16 protein-coding genes are annotated in these 22,379 nt (G+C 62.0%); 14 read left to right on the forward strand and 2 right to left on the reverse strand.

What is annotated here, in order from left to right; translation table 11 throughout:
• Window positions 1-43: 43 nt before the first annotated feature.
• The gene (locus tag H9Q16_RS00435; protein ID WP_191073423.1) at window positions 44-1,447 is read right to left on the reverse strand and encodes a diguanylate cyclase; all 1,404 of its coding nucleotides are present in this window, start codon (window positions 1,445-1,447) and stop codon (window positions 44-46) included.
• Window positions 1,448-1,546: 99 nt separating this feature from the next.
• Between H9Q16_RS00435 and H9Q16_RS00440 the strand changes: the two genes are divergently transcribed.
• The 12 genes from H9Q16_RS00440 to H9Q16_RS00495 all read left to right on the forward strand — a co-directional run bounded on the left by H9Q16_RS00440 (window position 1,547) and on the right by H9Q16_RS00495 (window position 13,256).
• Window positions 1,547-1,831, forward strand: coding sequence for a DUF3572 domain-containing protein (locus H9Q16_RS00440; protein WP_191073424.1), 285 nt, complete (start codon window positions 1,547-1,549; stop codon window positions 1,829-1,831).
• The gene (locus tag H9Q16_RS00445; protein WP_191073425.1) at window positions 1,828-2,532 is read left to right on the forward strand and encodes an HAD family hydrolase; all 705 of its coding nucleotides are present in this window, start codon (window positions 1,828-1,830) and stop codon (window positions 2,530-2,532) included. Before H9Q16_RS00440 ends, H9Q16_RS00445 begins: the two co-directional genes overlap by 4 nt.
• A gap of 101 nt (window positions 2,533-2,633) precedes the next feature.
• The gene (locus H9Q16_RS00450; RefSeq protein ID WP_191073426.1) at window positions 2,634-4,193 is read left to right on the forward strand and encodes a trimethylamine methyltransferase family protein; all 1,560 of its coding nucleotides are present in this window, start codon (window positions 2,634-2,636) and stop codon (window positions 4,191-4,193) included.
• Window positions 4,194-4,313: 120 nt separating this feature from the next.
• Entirely contained in the window at window positions 4,314-4,901 is a 588-nt protein-coding gene (locus H9Q16_RS00455; protein ID WP_191073427.1) for a heme NO-binding domain-containing protein, read from the forward strand.
• Window positions 4,901-5,932 carry a diguanylate cyclase domain-containing protein gene (locus tag H9Q16_RS00460; protein ID WP_246455393.1) on the forward strand — a complete coding sequence of 344 codons (1,032 nt, stop codon included), beginning with the start codon at window positions 4,901-4,903 and terminating at the stop codon, window positions 5,930-5,932. Before H9Q16_RS00455 ends, H9Q16_RS00460 begins: the two co-directional genes overlap by 1 nt.
• An 85-nt stretch (window positions 5,933-6,017) precedes the next feature.
• Complete coding sequence (locus tag H9Q16_RS00465; RefSeq protein ID WP_191073428.1) at window positions 6,018-6,731, forward strand: GntR family transcriptional regulator; 714 nt, start codon at window positions 6,018-6,020, stop codon at window positions 6,729-6,731.
• Window positions 6,728-7,645 carry a dihydrodipicolinate synthase family protein gene (locus H9Q16_RS00470; protein ID WP_191073429.1) on the forward strand — a complete coding sequence of 306 codons (918 nt, stop codon included), beginning with the start codon at window positions 6,728-6,730 and terminating at the stop codon, window positions 7,643-7,645. The genes H9Q16_RS00465 and H9Q16_RS00470 overlap by 4 nt, the downstream gene beginning before the upstream one ends.
• Window positions 7,646-7,649: 4 nt before the next feature.
• Entirely contained in the window at window positions 7,650-9,146 is a 1,497-nt protein-coding gene (locus H9Q16_RS00475) for an aldehyde dehydrogenase (protein WP_191073430.1), read from the forward strand.
• Window positions 9,146-9,901 (forward strand): NAD(P)-binding domain-containing protein, encoded by a 756-nt coding sequence (locus H9Q16_RS00480; RefSeq protein ID WP_191073431.1) that lies wholly within the window; start codon window positions 9,146-9,148, stop codon window positions 9,899-9,901. Before H9Q16_RS00475 ends, H9Q16_RS00480 begins: the two co-directional genes overlap by 1 nt.
• The gene (locus tag H9Q16_RS00485) at window positions 9,901-11,235 is read left to right on the forward strand and encodes an NAD(P)/FAD-dependent oxidoreductase (RefSeq protein ID WP_191073432.1); all 1,335 of its coding nucleotides are present in this window, start codon (window positions 9,901-9,903) and stop codon (window positions 11,233-11,235) included. The genes H9Q16_RS00480 and H9Q16_RS00485 overlap by 1 nt, the downstream gene beginning before the upstream one ends.
• A 36-nt stretch (window positions 11,236-11,271) precedes the next feature.
• Window positions 11,272-12,315, forward strand: a complete 1,044-nt coding sequence (locus H9Q16_RS00490; protein ID WP_191073433.1) for a glycosyltransferase family 2 protein — start codon at window positions 11,272-11,274, stop codon at window positions 12,313-12,315.
• Entirely contained in the window at window positions 12,312-13,256 is a 945-nt protein-coding gene (locus tag H9Q16_RS00495; RefSeq protein ID WP_191073434.1) for a glycosyltransferase family 2 protein, read from the forward strand. Before H9Q16_RS00490 ends, H9Q16_RS00495 begins: the two co-directional genes overlap by 4 nt.
• A gap of 42 nt (window positions 13,257-13,298) precedes the next feature.
• On the opposite strand, the gene H9Q16_RS00500 is transcribed toward H9Q16_RS00495, so the two are convergent.
• Complete coding sequence (locus H9Q16_RS00500; RefSeq protein ID WP_191073435.1) at window positions 13,299-14,051, reverse strand: WecB/TagA/CpsF family glycosyltransferase; 753 nt, start codon at window positions 14,049-14,051, stop codon at window positions 13,299-13,301.
• Between the two features lie 197 nt (window positions 14,052-14,248).
• On the opposite strand from H9Q16_RS00500, the gene H9Q16_RS00505 reads away from it, so the two are divergent.
• The gene (locus tag H9Q16_RS00505) at window positions 14,249-15,706 is read left to right on the forward strand and encodes a hypothetical protein (protein WP_191073436.1); all 1,458 of its coding nucleotides are present in this window, start codon (window positions 14,249-14,251) and stop codon (window positions 15,704-15,706) included.
• A 268-nt stretch (window positions 15,707-15,974) separates the two neighbouring features.
• Window positions 15,975-22,379 (forward strand): type I polyketide synthase, encoded by a 6,405-nt coding sequence (locus tag H9Q16_RS00510; RefSeq protein WP_191073437.1) that lies wholly within the window; start codon window positions 15,975-15,977, stop codon window positions 22,377-22,379.

Raw genomic sequence — 22,379 nt, forward strand, 5'->3', positions numbered from 1 at the left:
TGCGCCCCGAACCTGTCAGCGCGTCACACAACTTTAGCGAGTATCATGCGGCGGGACGGCTGAAGGTGACACGGTTACGGCCGCGCATCTTGGCCGAATACAGCGCCTTGTCGGCCTGATCCATCAACTTGGCCCCTTGTTCCATCGCCGTGGTGTCGCGTGGGGTCGCGGTGTCGCCGATTGCCATGCCGATGCTGATGGTCATTTGCACAGGCGATGCGCCGCCCGCTAGTTCGAACGGCTTTAGGGCGATATCGTTGCACAGCCGCACGGCGGCTTCCCGGGCTTCTGCCGGGGTGGTGCCGGGCATGACGATCATGAATTCTTCGCCCCCGATCCGCGCCACGACGTCGGACGCGCGGACGGCGGCGCGCAGGCGGCTGGCAACCTCAACCAGGACCGCATCGCCAGAGGCATGACCATAGAGATCGTTAATTCGTTTGAAGTGGTCCAGATCGGCAACCATGACCGCAAACGGGCGGCCCGAGGCCTGTGCGTGCTGTGCCACGCGGTTGAGATACGGGATGGCGTAGCGTCTGTTGTGCAGCCCGGTCAGCGGATCGCGCACCGAGGCTTTCACGCCCGACCGGATGCTGTCGCGCAGCCGCGCATCCATCCGCTTGCGGCGCATCAGCATAGTGAGGCGCAGGGTCAGTTCGGCGGCGTCAAAGCCGTCAGTCATCAGGTCATCTGCGCCAAGATCGAGGGCGTCTGCGGCAAGACCGGCGTCGGGGCGTGTCTGCAGCACCAGCACACCGGCGTGGCGCGTCAGCGCGTCGGCCCGCAGGGCGCAGATCAGCCGCAGGGTCGGGATTGCCGCAACCCGGTCTTCGGGCAGGATCAACACAAAGACATCGGCCGCCTTGCCACCCGGTGCGTCACGCATGACGTTGGTGACATTTGCCAGCGTCAGGCGGGACCGCAGCAAGGGGCGCAGTTCCATGATCCAGAGCTGGGCGCGGCCGCTGTCGGTGCTGACCAGCATGCAATGGCTGGCGGGCACAAATTCAAGCGCCGGTTCGGCAAGGCCCAAAGCCTGACTTGTGTCCTCGCGCATGCGCCATTCCGCCGTTGCATTCTGGGCCCGGATCAGGCTGCGCACCCGCCCCAAAAGCAGCTGGTCATCCACAGGTTTCATCAGCACGTCCTGTACCCCCGCCTCAAGCGCGGCCATGCGGGCCTGAGCGTCGGGACGGCATCCGATGGCCATCAGCGGCGTGTGGCGGGTTTCCGGGGTGGATTTCAGGGCGGCACATAGTTCTGACGCGTCCATATCCGGTAGCGTAAGGGCGCAGACGATCAGGTCCGGCGCTTCTTGGCGGGCGAGGGCTGCGGCCTGTGCGCCCGTGGCGGCCTGCACCACCTGATAATAGGCCGAGGCCAGCTTGACCTTCAGCACGATACGGTTGGTTGCAATGGCATCCACGATGAGGATCTTGCCAGTCACGGTCAGACGGGCTCCGTTCTTGTTTTTGATTTCTCCTCCTCGTTTTTGCGCCTATTGGTTAACAAAGCGTTTCCAGGTTTTCTAAAAGAGTGGGTATCGATGGGCTTTACGCAAGAAACCGCCGAGGTCATCGCGCTCAAGGCGTTGGCGTGGCTGGCGGGCAACGATGATCTGCTGCCCGCGTTTCTGGGCAGCACAGGCGCGTCCGAGGGCGATCTGAAAGCGCGCGCAGCCGATCCGGTGTTTCTGGGTGCTGTTCTTGATTTCCTGATGATGGATGACGCGTGGGTGGTTTCCTTTTGTGATGCCAATGCGCTGCCCTATGACCAGATCATGCCGGCCCGTGCCGCATTACCGGGCGGGCAGGAGGTAAGTTGGACATGACACCTGCGCGCGACATTAAGGCGTTGATCTTTGATAAGGATGGGACCCTTTTCGATTTCGCCGCGACTTGGGAGGCCTGGGCGCAGGCATTCTTATTGCGGCTTTGTGATCAGGACCGGGCCAAGGCCGTGCGCATGGGCGCGCAGATTGGATTTGATCTGGAGGCGGCAAAGTTTGCGCGCGACAGTGTCGTCATCGCCGGAACGCCCTTTGCCATTGCAGAGACGCTGCATCCTTTCTTTCCCGAGATGTCCCTGGCGGACCTCATGCGGGTTCTGAATGACGAGGCGGAACAGGCGCCCCAGCAAGAAGCGGTGCCGCTTGTGCCGTTCCTGACAGACTTGCGGGCGCGGCATTACAGGGTCGGCGTTGCCACCAATGATGCCGAAGCCCCGGCGCGCGCGCATCTGGGGCAGGCGGGGGTGACGCACCTTTTTGACTTTATTGCAGGCTTTGACAGCGGCCATGGTGGGAAACCCGAACCGGGGCAGTTGCTGGCCTTTGCGGCCAAGACCGGGGTGGCGCCTGCGCAGACGGTCATGGTGGGCGATAGTCTGCATGATCTGCACGCGGGGCGCGCGGCAGGGATGGCGACTGTGGGTGTGCTGACGGGGATGGCCACACAAGACGAACTGGCCCCCCATGCCGACATTGTTCTGCCCGATATCGGGCATATTCCGGCTTGGCTCGGGCACAGCTAACGACTTTCCTGCAAGGAAAACGACATAGATCGTCGCGAACGGGACGGATGCGGCGCGCCGGCTGAGGCCTTCTTCTTGCAACATCAAGGGGAGAGTCTCACATGGCACGATCATCCACACGCAGAACCCGAAGTGGTGGACGTGCAGGCGCACAGGACCGCCGCGGGTCGGCTGTTATTGAGCAGATGCCGTGGAAGCCGCCGGTCAACATTGACCGCCCGACAGAGCCCCTGGGGCCTGAAGGGGTAGAGGCGATCCACGACGGGGCCATGCGCATTCTCGAAGAGATCGGCATCGAGTTTCTTAATGATGAGGCGTGCACCATCCTCAAGAAGGCGGGCTGTACCGTGGACGGGCAAAACGTGCGCATGGGCCGCGATTTTGTGATGGAGTGGATCGGCAAGGCCCCGTCGGAATTCACGCTGACCCCGCGCAACCCCGATCGCAAGATCGAGATCGGCGGCAAGAACCTTGTCTTTGGCAATGTCTCTTCGCCGCCCAACTATTTTGACATGGCGATTGGCAAGAAAGTCCCCGGTACGCGCGAGATGTGCAAGGACCTGCTGCGGCTGACGCAGTACTTCAACTGTATCCATTTCGCGGGCGGCTATCCGGTGGAGCCGGTGGATATACACGCCTCTGTGCGGCATCTGGACGTGCTTTATGACAAGCTGACGCTGACGGACAAGGTCATGCACGCCTATAGCCTTGGCAAGGAACGGGTCGAGGACGTGATGGAGATGGTGCGGATCAGCCAGGGGATCTCTCACGAGGAATTTGACGCCTCGCCGCGCATGTACACCAACATCAATTCGACCTCGCCGCTGAAGCATGACCATCCAATGATGGATGGCTGGATGCGGATGGCCAAGCGGGGGCAGGGGCTGGTGGTGACCCCGTTCACGCTGGCCGGGGCGATGGCACCTGTCACCATGTCGGGTGCTGTGGCCCAATCGCTGGCCGAGGCGCTGTGCGCCGTGGTGCTGGCGCAGATCATCCGGCCCGGCTGCCCGGTGGCGATCGGGACTTTTACATCGAACGTGGACATGAAATCGGGCGCGCCCGCGTTTGGCACGCCGGAATACATGCGGGCCACACAGATGACAGGGCAGATGGCGCGGTATTACAAACTGCCGATGCGGTCGTCGGGCGTTTGCGCGGCCAATGTGCCGGACGGGCAGGCAATGTGGGAGACGTCCAATTCGCTTTGGGCGGCGGTGCAATCGGGCACCAACATGGTCTATCACGCGGCGGGCTGGCTGGAGGGCGGGCTGATCGCGAGCCCTGAGAAATTTATCATGGATTGCGAGGTGCTTCAGCAGATCCAGCGGTATATGGAGCCAGAGATTTGCGCGACCGGCCCCGATGAGATCGCGCTGGACGCGATCAAGTCGGTGGGCAATCAGGGGCACTTCTTTGGCATTCAGCATACGCAGGACCGCTATACCACCGCGTTTTACCAGCCTTTCCTAAGCGACTGGCGCAATTTCGAAGGCTGGGAGGTCGCGGGCGGCATCTGGACGGCGGAGCGGGCGCATCACATGTTCAAGGAGATCGTCAGCAGCTTTGAGCCGCCCGCGATGGATGACGCGATCCGCGAGGAACTGGCGGATTTCGTGGCACGTCGCAAAAGCGAGGGCGGCGCGCCGACGGATTTCTGAACCCGGTGCCCGCGCTGTGGCTGATCAACGCGCCGGAATATCCGTAAAATCCTATATGTCAGCACGGCATTAACCTGTCGTCAGGCAAGGTATGCCGAACCGCAAGGCAGTGAGGGACCCATGCACGGGCTGATCAATCGCAGTATCCAGCGCTTTGTTTGCGATGGATACGGCACCGAAACCTGGGAAGAAGTTGCCGCGCGCGCGGACCTTGGATTGTCCGGGTTTGAATCGATGCTGACCTATGAGGACGCCCTGACCCCACGGGTTCTGGATGCGATGGCGCAGGTGGTGGGGCGCCCGCGCGAAGAGCTGATGGAGGACTTGGGCACCTATCTGGTAACCAATCCCGACTTTGAAGCCGTGCGCCGATTGCTGCGCTTTGGGGGGGTGGATTTTCAGGATTTTCTGTTTTCGCTCGACGATCTGCCGGATCGCGCACGGCTTGCGGTGTCGGACCTGCATCTGCCCGGGATCGAACTGCGTGAACATGCAGCAGCGCGGTTCAGCCTGATTTGTGAGGCGCCCGTTGTCGGGTTCGGCCACGTGATGATGGGTGTATTGCGGGTGATGGCGGATGACTATGGCACCCTCGCGCTGTTGGAACATACCGGCAGCGGGCAGGGTTTCGAGACGCTGACTATTCAGCTCGTGATGACCGACTTTGCTGAGGGGCGCCATTTTGAGTTGGGCGCGCAGGTGGGGTGATGGACAACGCCATTGTGGATGTACTGGATGTGTTGTGCCCGATGCACCTGCTCGTAGGGCCGACGGGCCATATCACCCACGCGGGTCCGACGATTGCGAAACTGCGCGCGGAGCAATCTTTGATAGGGCAGCGGTTTCTTGAGGTGTTTGCGATCAACCGCCCCCGCGCGGTCGCCTCGATGCAGGATCTGGCAGCAAACGTCCGCAAAAAGCTGCATCTTGAGTTGCGCGATGCGCGGCGGACGTCGCTTAAGGGGATCATGGTGCCCCTTCCGGAAGACCCGGACAGCATGATCCTCAACCTGTCTTTCGGCATCTCCATCGTAGACGCGGTGCGCGATTACTCCCTGACCAATGCAGATTTTGCCGCCACCGATCTTGCCATTGAAATGCTCTATCTGGTGGAGGCGAAAACCGCGGCCATGGCGGCCTCGCGCCGTTTGAACATGTCGCTGCAGGGGGCCAAGATCGCGGCGGAGGAACAGGCCTTTACCGACACGCTGACCGGGCTCAAGAACCGGCGTGCGATGGATACCGTGCTGGCGCGGATGATCGCTGGCGGGGGAAGTTTTGCGGTGATGCATATCGATCTTGACTACTTCAAGGCGGTCAATGACACGCTTGGCCATGCCGCAGGTGACCACGTGCTGCAGGAAGTGGCGCGCATCATGGTCGACGAGACCCGCGAGAGTGACACGGTCGCCCGCGTGGGCGGCGACGAATTCACGGTGATCCTGCCAAACATCGCTGGATACCAGACCCTGCAGCGCGTGGGCGAGCGGATCATCGAACGGCTTGAAGTGCCAGTGCCGTTCCAGGGGCAGGAATGCCGTATCTCGGCCAGTATCGGCACTGTCTGGATCCGGGCCGGCACCCCGGCACAGGCCGAAGAGGTCCTCGCGGATGCGGATGTCGCGCTTTACGCGTCAAAGCGTGCCGGGCGGGCGCAGCAGACCTTTTATGCGCCGGAATTGCGGCGTGCGGCTAACGCAGAGGGTCCGCCGGCGGGACGGGACAGCCGGGCCGGCTGACGCCGCGGGAAATAATTGTACACAAATTGTATTCAATGCTAAAGCTGCGGATGACCGTGAGGGAATCGTTTCGGAGCACAGCATCATGGCGGGCACGTCAAAACCGACCAAGACGGACGTTCTGGACGCGCTGCGGCATCTGATCCTGGTTCAGGAGCTGGCACCGGGTGCCGATCTGGACGAGGCATCGCTGGCGGCGCGCTACCAGTTGTCCCGCACACCGCTGCGCGATGTGCTGCGGCAACTGGCGGGGGAAGGCTATGTCGAGATCCGCGAAAACCGTGGCGCCCGCGTCGCCGCAATGAGCCATACCACGTTGCGGGACTTTTTCCTCGCGGCACCAATGGTTTATGGCGCGATCCTGCGGCTGGCCGCACGCAACGCGCGGCCCTTGCAGATCGCTGCATTGAAAGAGGCGCAAAAAACCTTCCGGGCCAGCCTGCGCAGCGGAGATATCGCGGCGCGGGCACTGGCCAACAACCATTTTCACGATGTCACCGGCCAGATGGCCGCCAACATCTATCTGCAGCCGAGTTTTCAGCGGCTTTTGATCGACCACGCGCGGATTTCGATGACCTTTTTCCGGCCCGCTGACCCCGAAATGGCAGAAAATCTGGACAAGGCCAGCCAACAGCATGACGCCATCATCGCGGCCATCGAGGCCGGTGACGAAGCCGCCGCCGCAGCACTGGCAATTGATCACTGGAACCTGTCGCGCGACCGGATCGAGCAATTTGTCATGCCTGCCGCACTTGACATGACCCTGGGCGACGCCGCCCCGCAGACGAGGACCCTATGACCCCTATTTTCACCTTCGAGGGGATCTACACCCCCATTGTCACGCCGCTGCGCCTTGACGGCAGTTTCAACCGTGATGCGCTTGCCGATCAGGTGGAACATCTGGTCGACGCAGGTGTGCATGGCATCATATCCGGCGGGTCGACGGGCGAAAACTATGCCCAGACGGTCGAGGAACGTCTGTCGCTTGCGACATTTACCAAAGAGTGCCTGAAAGGCCGTCTGCCGCTGATCGTCGGGACGGGCACGATGCGCACGCCGGATTCCATTGCCCTAGCTAGTGGCGCGCGCGAGATGAAGGCGGATGCGATTTTGTTGGGCACACCGCCCTATGCGGTGCCGACGGCGCGCGAAAATGCCTTGAATGCGCTGGCCATTGACCGGGCGGCAAATCTGCCGGTCATTCTGTACAACTATCCCGGTCGCATGGGTGTTTCGATGGATGAGGAATTCCTCGACCGGGTGGGGCGGTCGCGGAATTTCTGCGCGATCAAGGAATCATCGGGGGATATCAACCGTGTGCATCTGCTGGCGCGGGACTATCCGCATATCCAGATGTCATGTGGCATGGACGATCAGGCGCTGGAGTTCTTTGCCTGGGGCGCGCGCAGCTGGGTCTGTGCGGGGTCGAATTTTCTGCCCCGTGAACACGTCGCCCTTTACGAGGCATGCGCCGTTGAGGGCAATTTTGACAAGGGTCGCCGGATCATGTCAGCGATGATGCCGCTGATGCGTGTGCTGGAGCAGGGCGGCAAATTCGTGGCTTGCGTCAAACACGGCACGACGATGGCGGGCATTGACACGGGCGGCATGATGCCGCCGCTCAAACCGCTGAACAAGGATGACAAGCGTGCGCTTGAGCAGGTCATTCGCGTGCTCAAGACCACCATCAGCAACATTCAGGCAGAAGGGTAAGATTATGGGATTGCTTACAAAAGAAGAATACGCCGCGATTGCCGCAGAGCTTGAGTTGCCCACCGCCGCCTTTATTGACGGCAGCTATCGCCCGGCGGCGTCCGGCAAGACGTTTGCGACTGTGAACCCCGCCACCGACACACCGCTGGCCGAGATTGCCGCCTGTGGCTCGGAGGATGTTGATTTCGCCGTCGCCAAGGCGCGGGATGCGTTCGAGGATGGGCGGTGGTCGCGGTTGCATCCCAGCGCGCGCAAGGACGTGTTGATCCGGCTGGCCAAGCTGCTGACCCGCAACGCCCGCGAACTGGCCGTGATGGAGAGCATCGACAGCGGCAAGACCATTTTCGATTGCGAGACGGTGGATATTCCGGAGGCGATCAACTGCATCAAGTGGCACGCGGAAGCCATTGACAAGATTTACGATTATACCGCACCAGCATCGGATGATCACATCGCCATGGTGGTTCGGGAACCGGTTGGTGTGGTCGGGCTGGTGCTGCCGTGGAACTTTCCGTTGCTGATGCTGGCGTGGAAGATTGCGCCGGCGCTGGCGTCGGGGTGTTCGGTGATCGTGAAACCCGCCGAAGAGACATCGCTGACCGCGCTGCGGGTGGCCGAGCTGGCGCATGAAGCGGGCGTGCCGCGCGGGGTGTTCAATGTGCTGCCGGGGTCGGGACCTGAGGTTGGCGAACCCCTGGGACGGCACATGGATGTAGACATGGTCAGCTTCACCGGCTCGACCGTGACGGGCAAACGGTTCTTGACCTATGCGGGCGAAAGCAATGCCAAGGAGGTGGTCCTTGAGATGGGTGGCAAAAATCCCTGCGTGGTGATGGACGATGCCGAAAACCTCGACCGGGTTGCGGCGCATGTGGTCAACGGGGCGTTTTGGAACATGGGGGAAAACTGTTCAGCCATCAGTCGGTTGATCGTGCACAAGGCGGTCAAAGCCGAGCTGTTGGACAAGATCGAAGCGCATGTGCGCGAATGGCCGCTTGGCGACCCGCTGGATCCCGAGACACGGCTGGGGGCAATGGTGTCGAAAGCGCATTTTGCGAAGGTTTCCGGGTATTTGAAAGATGCGCCTAACGTCCGGGTTGGCGGCGGTGCCGAGGGCGGGTTTGTTGAAGCGACCGTGTTGGAACTACCTGACAATGCCCACAGGCTGGCGCGCGATGAAATCTTTGGCCCGGTCCTGAGCGTGATCGATGTGTCGAGCTTTGATGAGGCGATTTCAGTGGCGAACGACACGGATTACGGTCTGTGCGCGTCGCTTTTCACCAGCCATGCCAAACGCGCAATGCGCGGCGCGCGGATGCTGCGCGCGGGTACGGTCACGGTGAACAGCTATGGGGAGGGCGATATCACGACACCCTTTGGCGGGTACAAGCAATCCGGGTTCGGAGGGCGCGATAACGGCATCTTTGCCCATGACCAATATACCCAGCTCAAGACCATATGGCTGGATCTGGCGGATGATGCGGATGAGGCGGTGGTCTGATGCGCATTGGCTTTATCGGGACCGGAGAGATTGCCGGTTACATGGTGCGCGGCCTTGCCGGGCGGGGGCATCAGATCCGGGTGTCTGCCCGCAACGCGCAAAAGGCGGCCGCGCTGGCAAAGGAAGTCGCGGGTGTCGAGGTGGCCGAGAATGCGGAGATTGTGGCCCGTTCGGACGTGGTGTTCTTGTGCCTGATGGCGGGCGTGGCGCGCGATGTCCTGCCAACGTTACCGTTTCGCGCGGATCAGGCCGTGGTGTCGGTGATGACGGACATGCCGCTGGCCGCACTGCACGAGCTTTGTGCGCCGGCGGTGGACATTGCCTGCACAATCCCGCTGTCGGCGATTGCGACGGGGGGGGGGTCGATGTTGCCGGTTTATCCGCAATCGGCCGCGCTGGAGGCGCTTTTTGGTCAAACCGACACCCTGGTGCCGGTGGCATCCGAGGCAGCGCTTAACGCGCATTTCGGAGGCTCGGCGCTGTCTGCGCCATTGATCGCGTTGATGCAGACGGGGGCCGCGTGGCTGGCCCGGCAGACCGGTGACAAGCAGGCTGCCGAATCCTATGTGGCGGGTGTGTTTGCGGGGTTCCTGCGACAGATGCAGGAGACCGGCGCAGATTTCGAGACGCTTTTGCAAGGGTTGGCCACGGAAGGCGGTCTTAATGCCTCGCTCAAGGCGCATATGGCGCAAGCGGGGGCGCATGACGCGCTGACGGACGGGCTGGATGCGCTCAAACTGCGGCTTGGCCTTTGATGTACCGCGCGGCGTGCACGCCTCATTTCGATACGCCTGCGGCCTGGGCGGAAATTCTTGGGCCCTACCCGGCGGTGCAATCGCTTGAGGCGGACGCCACGGCGGATGTCACGGTGATCGGTGCGGGGTTTGCCGGGCTGTCTGCGGCGTGGCGGTTGCATCAGCTTGATCCCACCCTTGATATCATCGTGCTGGACGCCCAGCGGATTGCCGAAGGGTCGGCGGGGCGCAATTCGGGGTTCATGATTGATCTGCCGCATGATCTGGCCTCGGATGATTATGCGGGGTCGGGGGATGATCGGGCGCTGACGGCTCTTAATCGTGGGGCGATCCGGTTTGCGCGCGACGCGGTCGAGGCTTTGGAGATAGATGCGGCCTATGCCGATCCGGCGGGCAAGGTGAACGGGGCGGCGTCTGCGGCGGGGGATGCGCACAACCAAAGCTATGCGCGGCATCTGGCGGGCCTTGGTGAGGCTTTCGAGATGCTGGATGCGCGGGCGATGCGGGAGCTTACCGGCAGCGCATATTATACCTCGGGTCTTTACACGCCGGGCACGATGATCCTGCAACCGGCGGGCTATGTGCGCGGGCTTGCCGCAGGGCTGCGACGCAACGGCGTGCGGGTTCTTGAGCGCACGCCTGTGCGCGCGTTTGACCGGGCGGGAGATGGCTGGCAGATCACGACGCCCGGGGGCAGGATCAGCACCAACCGGATCATTCTGGCCAATAACGGCCATCTGGAAAGCTTTGGCGTGGCCAAGGGCCGGTTGATGCAGCTTTTCCTCTATGCCTCGATGACGCCGGAGCTGTCGGCGGATCAGATAAAGGCGCTGGGGGGCGCGCCGCGCTGGGGTGTGACCCCGGCTGATCCGATGGGCACGACCATGCGGCGGATTGATACCGCACAGGGGGGCAACCGGATCATCACGCGCACCTGTGCGACGCTGCGACCGGGGATGCGCGCGTCGGCGCGGGATGTGGCCCGGGCGGCGGCCACCCAACAAAGAAAGTTTGACGCGCGTTTTCCGCAGTTTGCTGGGATGTCGATGGCATATGCCTGGGCCGGCCACCTGTGCCTGAGCCTGAATGGCGTGTCGGTCACGCGGCAGATTGATCACAACCTGCGCGCGGCCTGCGTACAGAACGGGTTGGGCACCGCGCGGGGCACGCTGAGCGGGATTGCCGCGGCTGAGGCGACGCTGGGTCGCAGCAGCGATATCACCCGCTTTTTCGAAGCGCAGGACGCGCCCCGGCGGCTGCCGCCGCAGCCCTTTGCCACCTGGGGCGCAAATGCCTATCTGCGCTGGAAAGAGTGGCGCGCCGGGGCAGAATAGTGGACGTGCCCAGACCGCTGGCGTACACCGCAGCGCATGAAAGACCCGGTTCATATCATCCGTCGCCTGTGGCAGCGCAGCAAAGAGCATCGCCGCCGCGCCCGATTTGCCGCGTCGCTAAGGCATGTTCATGGTGCGGAGACGCTTGAGACCGGCCCGGATGATGTGATCGCCATCGTTCTGGTGCGCAATGGAAGCTACTATTTGGATGCGTTTCTGGATTATTACCGCGCTATGGGGATCCGGCATTTTGCGGTGATGGATAATGGATCGACCGACGACACGATCGCGCGCCTGTCGCGCGAACCGGGGGTTGTGATCGACCAGTGCAGCTTGCCCCTGGCTGGTTATGAGCATTTGTTGCGCGCATACCCTGCACAGACCTACGGGCGCGACCGATGGTGTCTCTATGTCGACATGGACGAGATGCTGGATTTCGAGGGCCGCAAGACCCACGGGATATCTGCGTTGACCAGCTATATGCAGGCGCAGGGCCACACCGCGCTGGTGGCGCAGATGCTGGAAATGTTTCCCAAGGGTCCGCTGTCACAGGCGGCAGGGATGACGTTTCAGAAGGCGCTGGACTCCTTCCTCTATTACGATATCTCTGCGCTTGAGCGGTTTGGCTACCACAGCCAAGCCATTGAATTTTCGGCCCTGCTGGCGGCAAATGAAACCGCAAATCCGGATATTCCGTTTCTGTTTGGCGGTGTGCGCGGCAAGGTTTTCGGAGAAGCCTGCTGTCTGACGAAACATCCGCTGATATTCAACGGCGACGGGGTGCAGCCGGCCCCGCATCCGCATCTGTCGATGGGTGTTGTGTGTTCAGACGCCACGGCGGTGCTCAAGCACTACAAGTTTGCCAATGATACCTTGGCGCGCGATGCGGCAAGCCTGAGGAGCGGTGCGGTTGCGCATGGCGAAGATGAGGCGCGGGCGAAAGTCATGCAGGTGCGCCCCGATGTTTCGCTGTTTTCGCTTGATGCGCAACGGTGGGGTCGGGTGGAGCAATTGTACAAGGCTGATTTTTTGCAACGCGCGCCCACCTACACGGCACATCTTGAGGCGACAGCGCGATGAAACCTGCCGCAGTTGTCATTGGTCGCAATGAAGGGGCCCGGCTTGTCGCCTGTCTGGCATCGCTGGAAGGCGAGGTGGGGCAGGTGATCTATGTCGATTCAGGGTCCACCGATGGGTCCATCGCGGCCGCACGCGCGCACGGGGCCCGGGTTGTTCTGTTGGATCAGGACGCTCCTTTCACTGCCGCGCGGGCGCGCAATGCGGGCTTTGCCGCCATCGATCCGGGCACCGAATATGTTCAGTTTCTGGACGGAGACTGTGCCTTGCGCGCAGGCTGGATTAGCAAGGCTGCAGCGTTTCTGGACGCGCATGCGGATGTGGCCGTGGTGTGTGGGCGGCGGCGCGAGCGCGCACCAGGGGCATCGATCTACAACGCGTTGATTGATCGGGAATGGGATACGCCCATGGGCGCGGCTTTGGCCTGTGGCGGGGATGCCTTGGTGCGGGTTGACGCACTTGCGGATGTGGGCGGGTACCGCGATGACCTGATCGCGGGGGAAGAGCCCGAGCTTTGTGTGCGGTTGCGCGCGGCGGGGTGGCGCATCTGGCGGCTGGATGCAGAAATGACCTGGCACGATGCTGCGCTGACGCGGTTTGATCAATGGTGGCAGCGCTGCCGTCGTGCAGGGCATGCCTTTGCCGAAGGTGCCGCTCTGCACGGTGCGCCGCCGGAACGCCACTGGGTGACAGAGACACGCCGCGCAATTGTCTGGGGGGCGGTCTTGCCACTTGCGATTATTCTGGCCGCGCTGCTGTTCGGCCCCTGGGCGTTGGTCGGGTTGGGGGTCTATCCGGCGCAGGTTGTGCGGTTGTCATCGCGCATGGGGTGGATGCAGGCTTTCTTCACAACGTTGGGGCGGTTTCCGGAAGCCTTGGGTGCGCTTGGATATTGGAAAAACCGGCTTTTGGGCAGGCGTAGACACTTGATCGAGTATAAGTGAAGAAGATCTGTTAATGCTTTGATTTCAAATCCTATGGGGCTTTCAGCCAATCCGCTGCCGCAGGGCCTGTGCTACAAGCCGGGGCAGGATCGCAAAGCATTTGGCGTAGCGCGGCACCATCCGGCGGGGGTTTTCCGCGGCGCGCCATAACCATTCAAGCGCGAGAACGCGCAGGATCTTCGGCGCGCGGACCTGATGGCCCGATAAGAAATCGAGACCCGCCCCGATGGAGGCAAACCCGACCCGGGGCGCCTTGTCGCGGCCAAAGGCTGCAAAGATTTCCTGCTTTGGCGCCCCCAACGCAATGAAGCACAGGCCAGCGCCACTGGCGGCAAGTTCGGAGAGGATGGCGGTTGCCTCGGCCCCTTCGGGATCAAATCCATAGGGCGGGGCAGAGACATAGGCGACGGCCAGACCCGGAACCCGCGTCGTCAGCGCCTTAGACGCGCCGGCCAGCGCCGCGTCACTGCTGCCGACAAGTGCCACGGGCACCTGCAGTTCTGCACAAAGCGCGCACAGCGGGACGATCAGTTCAGAGCCCGGCATCAGGTCGACCGGCGTGCCTGCCAGCCGTGCCAGCCAGACGATGGGGCGTCCGTCAGCCACTACCAGATTATGCGCCTTGTAGGCCTTCAGAAACGCGGGATCGACGGGCAGTTTGGTCAAGTGATCCAGATTGATAGTGGCCAGCGCGAATCCGTCGCGGCGGTTCAGCCTGTCGCGCAGGGTGTGAAACAATGCCGAACGGGTGGGAACATTGACCGCAATTTCACTGGAACCCGTGCCAAATTTCACACGGCACCTGTGCAAGTCAGGGGCAGCATCGCCGTCTCGAGAGAGGTCTTGCGGTGTGGTATTTGCAGTAATTCTCGCATCTTACAGGAAAGACTTCACCCATCACGCCGCCATCTGGGGAAAATCTAGCGGGATGACAGCGCCAGTACCAGATGATAATTTCCGGCCACCGCCCGGTGCCATCCAAAAGGACGTCCATGCCCAACGGTATCGCATATCTGATGCTGCTCTTGTGGCCGCTGGTCTGCCTGATCCTGTTTCGCACCCAGAAGCTGGAGCGCGCGCTGATCTGGTCGATCCTTGGGGGGTATCTTTTCCTGCCGCCCCTGACGGAGTTTAACCTGCCGCTGGTTCCCGCGATGGACAAGGTATCCATACCGAACCTGAGCGTGCTGCTGATCCTGCTATTCGCAATGAAGGAGAAAGTCAGGCTGATCCCGGCGTCGCGTCTGGCGATTTGGCTGGCGGTCGGGCTTATTCTGTCTGCGGTTCCGACGGTGTTGACCAACGGCGATCCGATCATTTTCGAGGTCTTGCGCGATGCGGACCCGATTGTGTTCATGATTGATGCGCTGCCCGGCCAGTCGGTGCGCGATATCGGGTCGGTGCTGATTGCGCAGGTGCTGACGCTGGTGCCCTTCCTGCTGGCGCGGCAGTTCCTGAGCTCTGAAGACGGGTTGCGGGAAATTCTGCTGGCGCTGGTGGTTGGCGGGCTGATCTATTCGATCCCGTCACTGATTGAAATCCGGTTCAGCCCGCAGATCAACATCTGGGTCTACGGGTTCTTCCAGCATTCCTTTGAGCAGATGATGCGGGGGGGCGGGTTCCGGCCGATCGTGTTCCTGCCGCATGGGCTGTGGCTGGCGTTGTTCATGTGCACGGCGCTGTTGGCGGCGGCGGCCCTGACGCGGACGGTGTCGTTGGTCGACCGCTGGAAGATGGTCCTGATCGTGGGCTATCTGGCGGTGGTGCTGGTGCTGTGCAAGAGCCTCGCGTCGCTGGCCTACGGGATCGTGCTGACACCGCTTGTTCTTTTTGTACCCGCGCGCTGGCAGATCCGTCTGGCCGTGGTGTTTGCGGTTGTTGCGGTTGGCTACCCAATGCTGCGCAATGCGGGTGTCATTCCAACTGATGACATTGTGGCCTGGGTTGCCTCGTTCAATCCCGAGCGGGCCCAATCGCTGGGATATCGGTTCAACAACGAAGAGCAACTTCTTGTTCGCGCGGCAGAAAAGCCTCTGTTTGGCTGGGGGGGCTGGGGCCGCAGCCTGATCCGGCATACAGAGACCGGTGAAATCCTGTCGATCCCGGATGGCCGCTGGATCATCGTCTTCGGGACGTTTGGCTGGTTGGGCTACGTCTGCGAGTTCGGACTGCTGGCGCTGCCGCTGGTGCTGATGGGGCTCTATGTGTTTCGGCAGGGGGATCGGCATCTGTCGCCCTATGTTGCGCCGCTGACGCTGATCCTGGGGATCACCATGATGGACATGCTGCTGAATGCGACGCTGACGCCGATGACATGGCTGACTGCGGGGGCTATTCTGGGGCATGCGGAGAAACTGATGCCGCGCAAGGTGGCCATGCCGCATCGCCTTGAGATGCAGGCGGCGATGGGCGGGCAGGACGGTGCCAAGGGCAAGCGAACGGTGATGTGACGCGCGCCCGTGGCCGGGGCCACAGCACGGCAATTCAGGCAAAAGTGTTGCGACAGAGGGAAAAGTCCCCGCAAAAACACCGTTGTGATGTGTTAGAATACTCTTTGAAAGGTTGCCGGATACGCAACAATCGGCTGCAAACCAGCCCATTTGGCGATCTTCTACCTGGGGTTAGGCGGGATTCCATCTTTTCGTCATAGTTGACACATATGAAAAGCTGCAAGTGACCACCCTTTGACGAGTAGAATAGTAAGAAGACGTTGATGCAATGAACGAAACAGGCAAAGCAGCACCCTCGGGCGATATCGCCATTGTCGGCATGTCCGTGGATGTCCCGGGCGCGCGTGGCGTTGAGGCCTATTGGGCCAATTTGCGCGACGGTGTTGAGTCTATTCGGCGTCTTTCCCAAGACGAGCTGCTGGCCCAGGGCGAAAAGCTCGAGACGATCGCCCGCAAGAACTATGTGCCTGCCGCTGCCGATCTGGCCGGGTTCGCCGATTTCGATGCCGACTTCTTTGGTTTTTCGCCCAAAGACGCCGCCATTCTGGACCCGCAGCATCGCAAGTTCCTTGAAGTGTGCTGGACCGCGATGGAGCAGGCGGGCCATCCGCCGGAAAGCATCGCCGGCCCTGTGGGCGTCTATGGAGGCTGCGGGATGGGCAGCTATTTCTATTTCAACATCTGCTCCAATCCCGATCTGGTTGACGATGTGGGCATGTTCCTGCTGCGCCATACCGGAAACGACAAGGATTTTCTGACCACGCGGGTCAGTCACGTTTTTGATCTGCAGGGGCCTTCGGTTAGTGTTCAGACCGCCTGTTCGACATCGCTGGTGGCGATCCATTATGCCTGCGAAGCGCTGCGCAGGGGCGAGATCGATATGGGCCTTGCCGGGGGGGTGACGATCGAACTGCCGCAGGGTCGGGGGTATCTTTTCAAGGAAAACGAGATCCTTTCGCCTGATGGTCATTGCCATGCATTTGATCACCGGGCGCAGGGCACTGTCTTTGGGTCGGGGGCAGGGGTTGTTGCGCTGCGCCGTCTGGAAGATGCCATCGCGGATGGGGATCATATCTGGGCCGTGATAAAGGGCTCGGCCATCAACAACGACGGGGCTGCCAAAGCGGGCTATCTGGCGCCCTCTGTCGACGGGCAGACCGATGCCATCGCAAAGGCGCTGGATGCCGCAGGGGTCGCGGCACAAAGCATCGGCATGGTTGAATGCCATGGCACCGGCACCTATCTGGGCGATCCGATCGAGGTTGCGGCGCTGACAGAGGCTTACCGGTCGGAGACGGAGGCGACGGATTTTTGCCGCATCGGTTCGGTGAAGACCAACATCGGGCATCTGGATACGGCGGCTGGTGTGGCGGGCTTTGCCAAGGCCGCGCTGGCGCTGCATCATGGCCAGATACCGCCTTCGCTGGGGTTTGAGGCGCCGAACCCCGCGATCCCGTTTAAGGGCAGCCCGTTTCGGGTGAATGACGCACTGCATGACTGGGTGTCGGACACCCCGCGCCGGGCTGCGGTCAATGCGCTTGGTGTAGGGGGGACGAACGCGCATATCATCCTCGAAGAGGCGCCCGCGCGTGCCGCATCGGACGAGAGTGACTGGCCGTTTCAGCCGCTGGTGATCTCGGCCCATTCCAAGGCCGCCCTTGAGGCCAACACTGCGGCCCTTGCGGCCCATTTGCGGGCCCATCCGGAGCAACCCCTGGCCGATGTCGCCTATACACTGAAGGAAGGCCGCCGGGCCTTTGCCCACCGCAGGGTTGTCGTGGCCGAAAGCCATGCAGAAGCTGCCGATCTGCTGGAGGCGGCGGACACCCGCCGTGTCTTTACACACGAGGCTTTGGGCGCCGACCCCGACGTGGTCTTTATGTTCCCGGGCGGTGGGGCGCAATATGCGGGCATGGCGCGGGACCTCTATACAACCGAGCCGGTGTTTGCCGACTGGATGGACCGGGGCATTGCGCATCTGCAGCCGCAGCTTACCTATGACATTCGCGCGCTCTGGCTGCCTGAGGCCGGGCAAAGCGGCGCTGCGGACGCGGCCCTCAAGCAGCCGTCGGTTCAGTTGCCGCTGATTGCAATTACAGAATACGCGCTGGCCCGGTTATGGCTGAGCTGGGGTGTCACACCTGCTGCCATGGTGGGGCATTCGATGGGGGAAAACGTTGCGGCCTGCCTTGCGGGTGTGATGCGTTTTGAAGATCTGATCGACCTGGTGCTGCTGCGGGGGCAATTGTTCGATGAAGTTCCCGCAGGGGGCATGCTGTCGATTTCTGCCAGCATGGACCAGATCGCGCCACTTTTGGGTGACGATCTGGACATTGCCAGCATCAACGCGCCCGAGCTGATTGCCGTGTCCGGCCCGCAAGCCGCGCTGGATGCAATGCAGCGCCGGTTGGAAGCCGCCGAAATTGACAGCCAGCGCGTTGCGATCGACATCGCTGCCCATTCGCGGATGCTGGAAGGTATTCTGGACCGCTATCGCGCCTTCCTTGCCACGCTGGATTTGCAGGCGCCGAAGATGACATTTGTATCCAACCGATCTGGCGCGACGATCACGGCCGAAGAGGCCACGGATCCTGACTATTGGGTGGGGCAGTTGCGCAACACGGTGCATTTTGCCGAGTGCATCAAGACGCTGAGCGCGGCGAGCCCACGGGTTTTCCTTGAGGTCGGGCCGGGCAAGGCGTTGTCGGCCCTTGCGTCGATGAACCCAGGCGTGCGGCCGGGGCAGGTGATGTCCACCTTGCGCCACCCCGAGCAGGACGTGGCCGATGATGTCTATTTCATGAGCGTGATCGCGCGCCTCTGGGCCTGTGGCTGCGCGGCGGACTGGTCTCAGATCTGGGGGACTGCGCGCCGCAACCGCGTGCTGCTGCCTAGCTATCAATTCCAGCGCAACACCTATTTCATTGAGCCGGGCAAGGCAGCAGCGCAGGGTGATGCCCCTGCACTGGCGCGGCGCGACGACATGGCAGACTGGGGATATGCGCCCACGTGGAAGCCCGCTTTTGCCGATACCGACGCCGATGCGCTTGCCACGTTGGCGGACCGCCCGCAGACCTGGCTGATTTTTGCGGACGACGCGGGCCTTGCCGCTCCGGTCAAGCAGCGGTTGCGGGTTGCGGGCCACAGGGTGATTGCAGTGCGCGCGGGCGATGCCTTTGCGCAGATTGATGAGGATCGCTACACGATTGCTGCCGAACAGGGGCGCGCAGGTTATGACCAGTTGATCGCGGCCCTTGGCGCGCGCGGGGTGATGCCGGACCGGATTGCGCATTTCTGGCTGACCGATGATCATGTGGCCCCGCGCCCCGGCTCATCTGTTTTTGATCGTAACATCGAACAGGGGTTCTGGAGCCTGACGTGGCTTGCACAGGCATTGACCGAAGCGGGGCTGGAAGGTGACCTGCATCTGGATGTCTTCACAACCGGCGCAGCACAGGTGGCGGAAGAGGCGTTGACCCATCCTGAAAAGGCGCTGATAGCCGGGCCTGTTGGTGTGTTTGCGCGCGAGATGCCCGGTGTGAGCGCTGCGCAGATCGACGTTGAGGAATGGGTGGAACCACCTGCGGAACGCAGGCTGTTTGCACGGGCTGCCCCGGCACCACAACGACCTGACATCACGGACCGGTTGCTGGAGGATATGCTGGCCACGCCCGCCAATACGGTCGCTGCGCATCGCGGCGATCGGCGTTATGTTCTGGGCTACAAGTCCATTGATCTGCCATCTGATACCGATCCTGCGTTTCGCGACGGAGGTATCTATCTGATCACGGGAGGTTTCGGCGGGATCGGTCTGACGCTGGCGGCTGACATCCTGCAGCGCCATGACGCCACGGTCGTTCTGCTGACCCGGGACGGGCTGCCGGACCGCAAGACCTGGAAAGCCTACCTTGACCGCAATGGCACCACCGACCCCATCGCGCGGCGCATTCAGGCGGCCATACGACTGGAAGACCTGGGCCGTGTCGAGGTGGCCGGGGCCGATGTGGCCAACCTTGCCAAGATGCGACGCGTTGTGCAGGACCTGACCGACCGCCATGGGAGGATCACGGGCGTGATCCATGCGGCTGGCGTGCTGGACGATGGTCCGCTGCTGGGCAAGACAGACGCCCAGATGGATGCGGTGCTGTCCCCCAAGGTGCAGGGGCTGCGCGTGCTGGATCATCTGTTGCCCGATGGCACCTGCGAGATGATGGTTCTGTTTTCATCGACCTCAACCGCGACCCGGGCGGCGGGGCAGGTGGATTATGTCGCCGCGAACGCCTGGCTCAACGCGTTTGCCGCGTCACGGAAGGGCGGCAAGACCCGTGTGACAGCTGTCAACTGGGGGATATGGGCGGATGTCGGCATGGCCACCAAGGCGCTGCCGGGAGCGGCGAGTGACGTGATGCCCGCCCGCCCGCTGGATGCCGCCCTGTTGGAAACTGCGGGGGTGGATGATGGCGGGGACCCGATCTTTGCCACGACGCTCAGCACGGATGACTGGGTACTTGATCAGCATCGCACGAAGAACAATCAGGCGCTGATGCCCGGCACGGGCTACCTTGAATTGCTTGCCGAAGCGGCGGCGACGCAAGGTCTGGCGCAATTTGAGATCAAAGACCTGTATTTCCTGCGTGCGATGCCGGTGGCTGATGGCGCCAGGCGCCAGGTTCAGCTGACCCTCAAGAGGGACGGCACAGGCTATGCCGCAGAGGTGCGCAGTGATTGCATGTTGGATGGCCGGACGGGGTGGCAGTTGCACGCCCAGGCCACGCTAAGCGGGCATGTTGAGACACCCGTATCGCTGGATCTGCGTGCGATTGGCGCAGACTGCAGCCCCCCGACAAAATCTGCCGAGGGCCGCCTGCGGTCGTCACAGGAAACACACCTGAATTTTGGTCCCGAATGGCACGTTCTGCGGGAAACCGCCTTTGGCAAGCGGCAGGGCATAGCAACGCTGCGCCTGCCTGAAGACCATGTTCTTGGCACTGTCCTGCATCCTGGGCTGATGGATCTTGCGACAGGCTGGGCGATGGAACTGATCCCTGAATACGGGGCTGCGCATCTTTGGGTGCCGGTGTCCTATGGTCGCGTGCGTGTGCATGAGGCCTTGCCCGCCGATATCCGGTCTGTTGTGAGGCTGGTAAGCCATGGCGATGGCTTTGCCGAATTTGACGTTACTCTTTGTGCACCCGATGGCTGCGTGCTGGTCGAGGTCAGCCGATTTGCGATGAAGCGGCTGGAGGGTGGGTTTGCCAACCCCGCGCCGCTGGACGTGCGCGAAGTCCGCTTTGATGAAGATGCTGAGCAGGTGGTGCTGAGCCCTGCCGAAGAGCGCTTTGCCTATCTGGTCTCGCAGGGCATTCGCGCGGCCGAAGGGCCCGAGGCCTTGCGGCGCGCGCTTGGGTCGGATCGTGCGCAGGTGCTGGTGTCTTCGATGCCGCTGGAGGCGCTGATCGCGCAGGCCGATACGGCGGTGGTTGAACAGGCCAGTGGCGGTCAAAGTTTCGAACGGACGGATCTGGAAGGTTTCGTCGCTCCGGAGGGGCCTGTCCAGACACGGCTTGCTGAAATGTGGGAAAACCTGCTGGGCGTGAGCCCGGTCGGTGCCGAGGACAGCTTTTTCGATCTGGGGGGTCATTCGCTTATTGCGGTGCGCCTTTTTGCGACAGTGAAGCGTGAATTCAAGGTCGAATTTCCAATATCTGTCCTGTTCGAGGCACCGACGATCGCCAAGTGCGCGGCCCTGATCGCGGCAGAGGTGGGTGAGAGTGATGCGGATGCCGAGAGCAGCGCGGCACCAGCCCGAAAATTCGACTATTTGGTACCGCTCAATCAGTCAGACCAGAAGGACGCACCACCACTCTTTGTGATTGCGGGCATGTTTGGCAATGTGCTGAACCTGCGCCATCTGGCGCTGCCGTTTTCGTGTGAAAGGCGCGTCTTTGGCGTGCAGGCGCGCGGGCTGATCGGCGACACCGCGCCGCACACCGATGTGGCGACGGCGGCGGCTGACTATCTGGCTGAGATTCGCGCGGTCCAGCCGCATGGGCCCTATCTGCTGTCTGGTTATTCCGGCGGCGGCATCACGGCCTATGAAATGGCGCAACAGTTGCGCGCGGCAGATGAAGAAGTGGCTGTGCTGGCGATGCTTGATACCCCGTTGCCCGTCAGGCCCACCTTAACGCGGGCCGACAAGACCTTGATAAAAATGGCTGAGTTGCGGTCAAAGGGTCCGGCATATCTGGTTGAGTGGGCGCGCAATCGCTGGGCATGGGAAAAGGAAAAGCGCGCAGGACTGCATATGGATGGTGGCAATGCGCCGGGTGCGGAATTCAACAATCAGAAGATTCAGCAGGCGTTCCTGACAGCTGTCGGTGCCTATGATACCCCCCCCTGGGACGGCCCGCTGACCCTGTTCCGCCCCGCCCTTGACCGGCACTGGAAAGTTTCTGACGGGCGCTGGGTGTCTTCGGAACGCGAATATGTTTTCGAAGACAATGACTGGCGGAAATATGCGCCCGACATGGAGGTGGTCGAGGTGCCGGGCGATCATGTATCGATGGTGCTGGCCCCCAATGTGACCGCGCTGGCGCAGGAACTGCGCGAAGTGATCGCAGCGGCGCTTGACGACAACAGCATGGGATGGCCGCGGGCCACGGCGGCGGAATGA

This window comes from Sulfitobacter aestuariivivens (assembly GCF_014763045.1).
GTDB classification, from domain to species: Bacteria; Pseudomonadota; Alphaproteobacteria; order Rhodobacterales; family Rhodobacteraceae; genus Sulfitobacter; species Sulfitobacter aestuariivivens.

Bases quoted from the DNA above. Each gene is read 5' to 3' on its own strand.
- H9Q16_RS00495 (WP_191073434.1), top strand. From the start codon at position 12,312: ATGAAACCTGCCGCAGTTGTCATTGGTCGCAATGAAGGGGCCCGGCTT.
- H9Q16_RS00470 (WP_191073429.1), top strand. From the start codon at position 6,728: ATGACCCCTATTTTCACCTTCGAGGGGATCTACACCCCCATTGTCACG.
- H9Q16_RS00450 (WP_191073426.1), top strand. From the start codon at position 2,634: ATGGCACGATCATCCACACGCAGAACCCGAAGTGGTGGACGTGCAGGC.
- H9Q16_RS00485 (WP_191073432.1), top strand. From the start codon at position 9,901: ATGTACCGCGCGGCGTGCACGCCTCATTTCGATACGCCTGCGGCCTGG.
- H9Q16_RS00480 (WP_191073431.1), top strand. From the start codon at position 9,146: ATGCGCATTGGCTTTATCGGGACCGGAGAGATTGCCGGTTACATGGTG.
- H9Q16_RS00460 (WP_246455393.1), top strand. From the start codon at position 4,901: ATGGACAACGCCATTGTGGATGTACTGGATGTGTTGTGCCCGATGCAC.
- H9Q16_RS00475 (WP_191073430.1), top strand. From the start codon at position 7,650: ATGGGATTGCTTACAAAAGAAGAATACGCCGCGATTGCCGCAGAGCTT.
- H9Q16_RS00440 (WP_191073424.1), top strand. From the start codon at position 1,547: ATGGGCTTTACGCAAGAAACCGCCGAGGTCATCGCGCTCAAGGCGTTG.
- H9Q16_RS00445 (WP_191073425.1), top strand. From the start codon at position 1,828: ATGACACCTGCGCGCGACATTAAGGCGTTGATCTTTGATAAGGATGGG.
- H9Q16_RS00505 (WP_191073436.1), top strand. From the start codon at position 14,249: ATGCCCAACGGTATCGCATATCTGATGCTGCTCTTGTGGCCGCTGGTC.
- H9Q16_RS00490 (WP_191073433.1), top strand. From the start codon at position 11,272: ATGAAAGACCCGGTTCATATCATCCGTCGCCTGTGGCAGCGCAGCAAA.
- H9Q16_RS00465 (WP_191073428.1), top strand. From the start codon at position 6,018: ATGGCGGGCACGTCAAAACCGACCAAGACGGACGTTCTGGACGCGCTG.
- H9Q16_RS00455 (WP_191073427.1), top strand. From the start codon at position 4,314: ATGCACGGGCTGATCAATCGCAGTATCCAGCGCTTTGTTTGCGATGGA.
- H9Q16_RS00510 (WP_191073437.1), top strand. From the start codon at position 15,975: ATGAACGAAACAGGCAAAGCAGCACCCTCGGGCGATATCGCCATTGTC.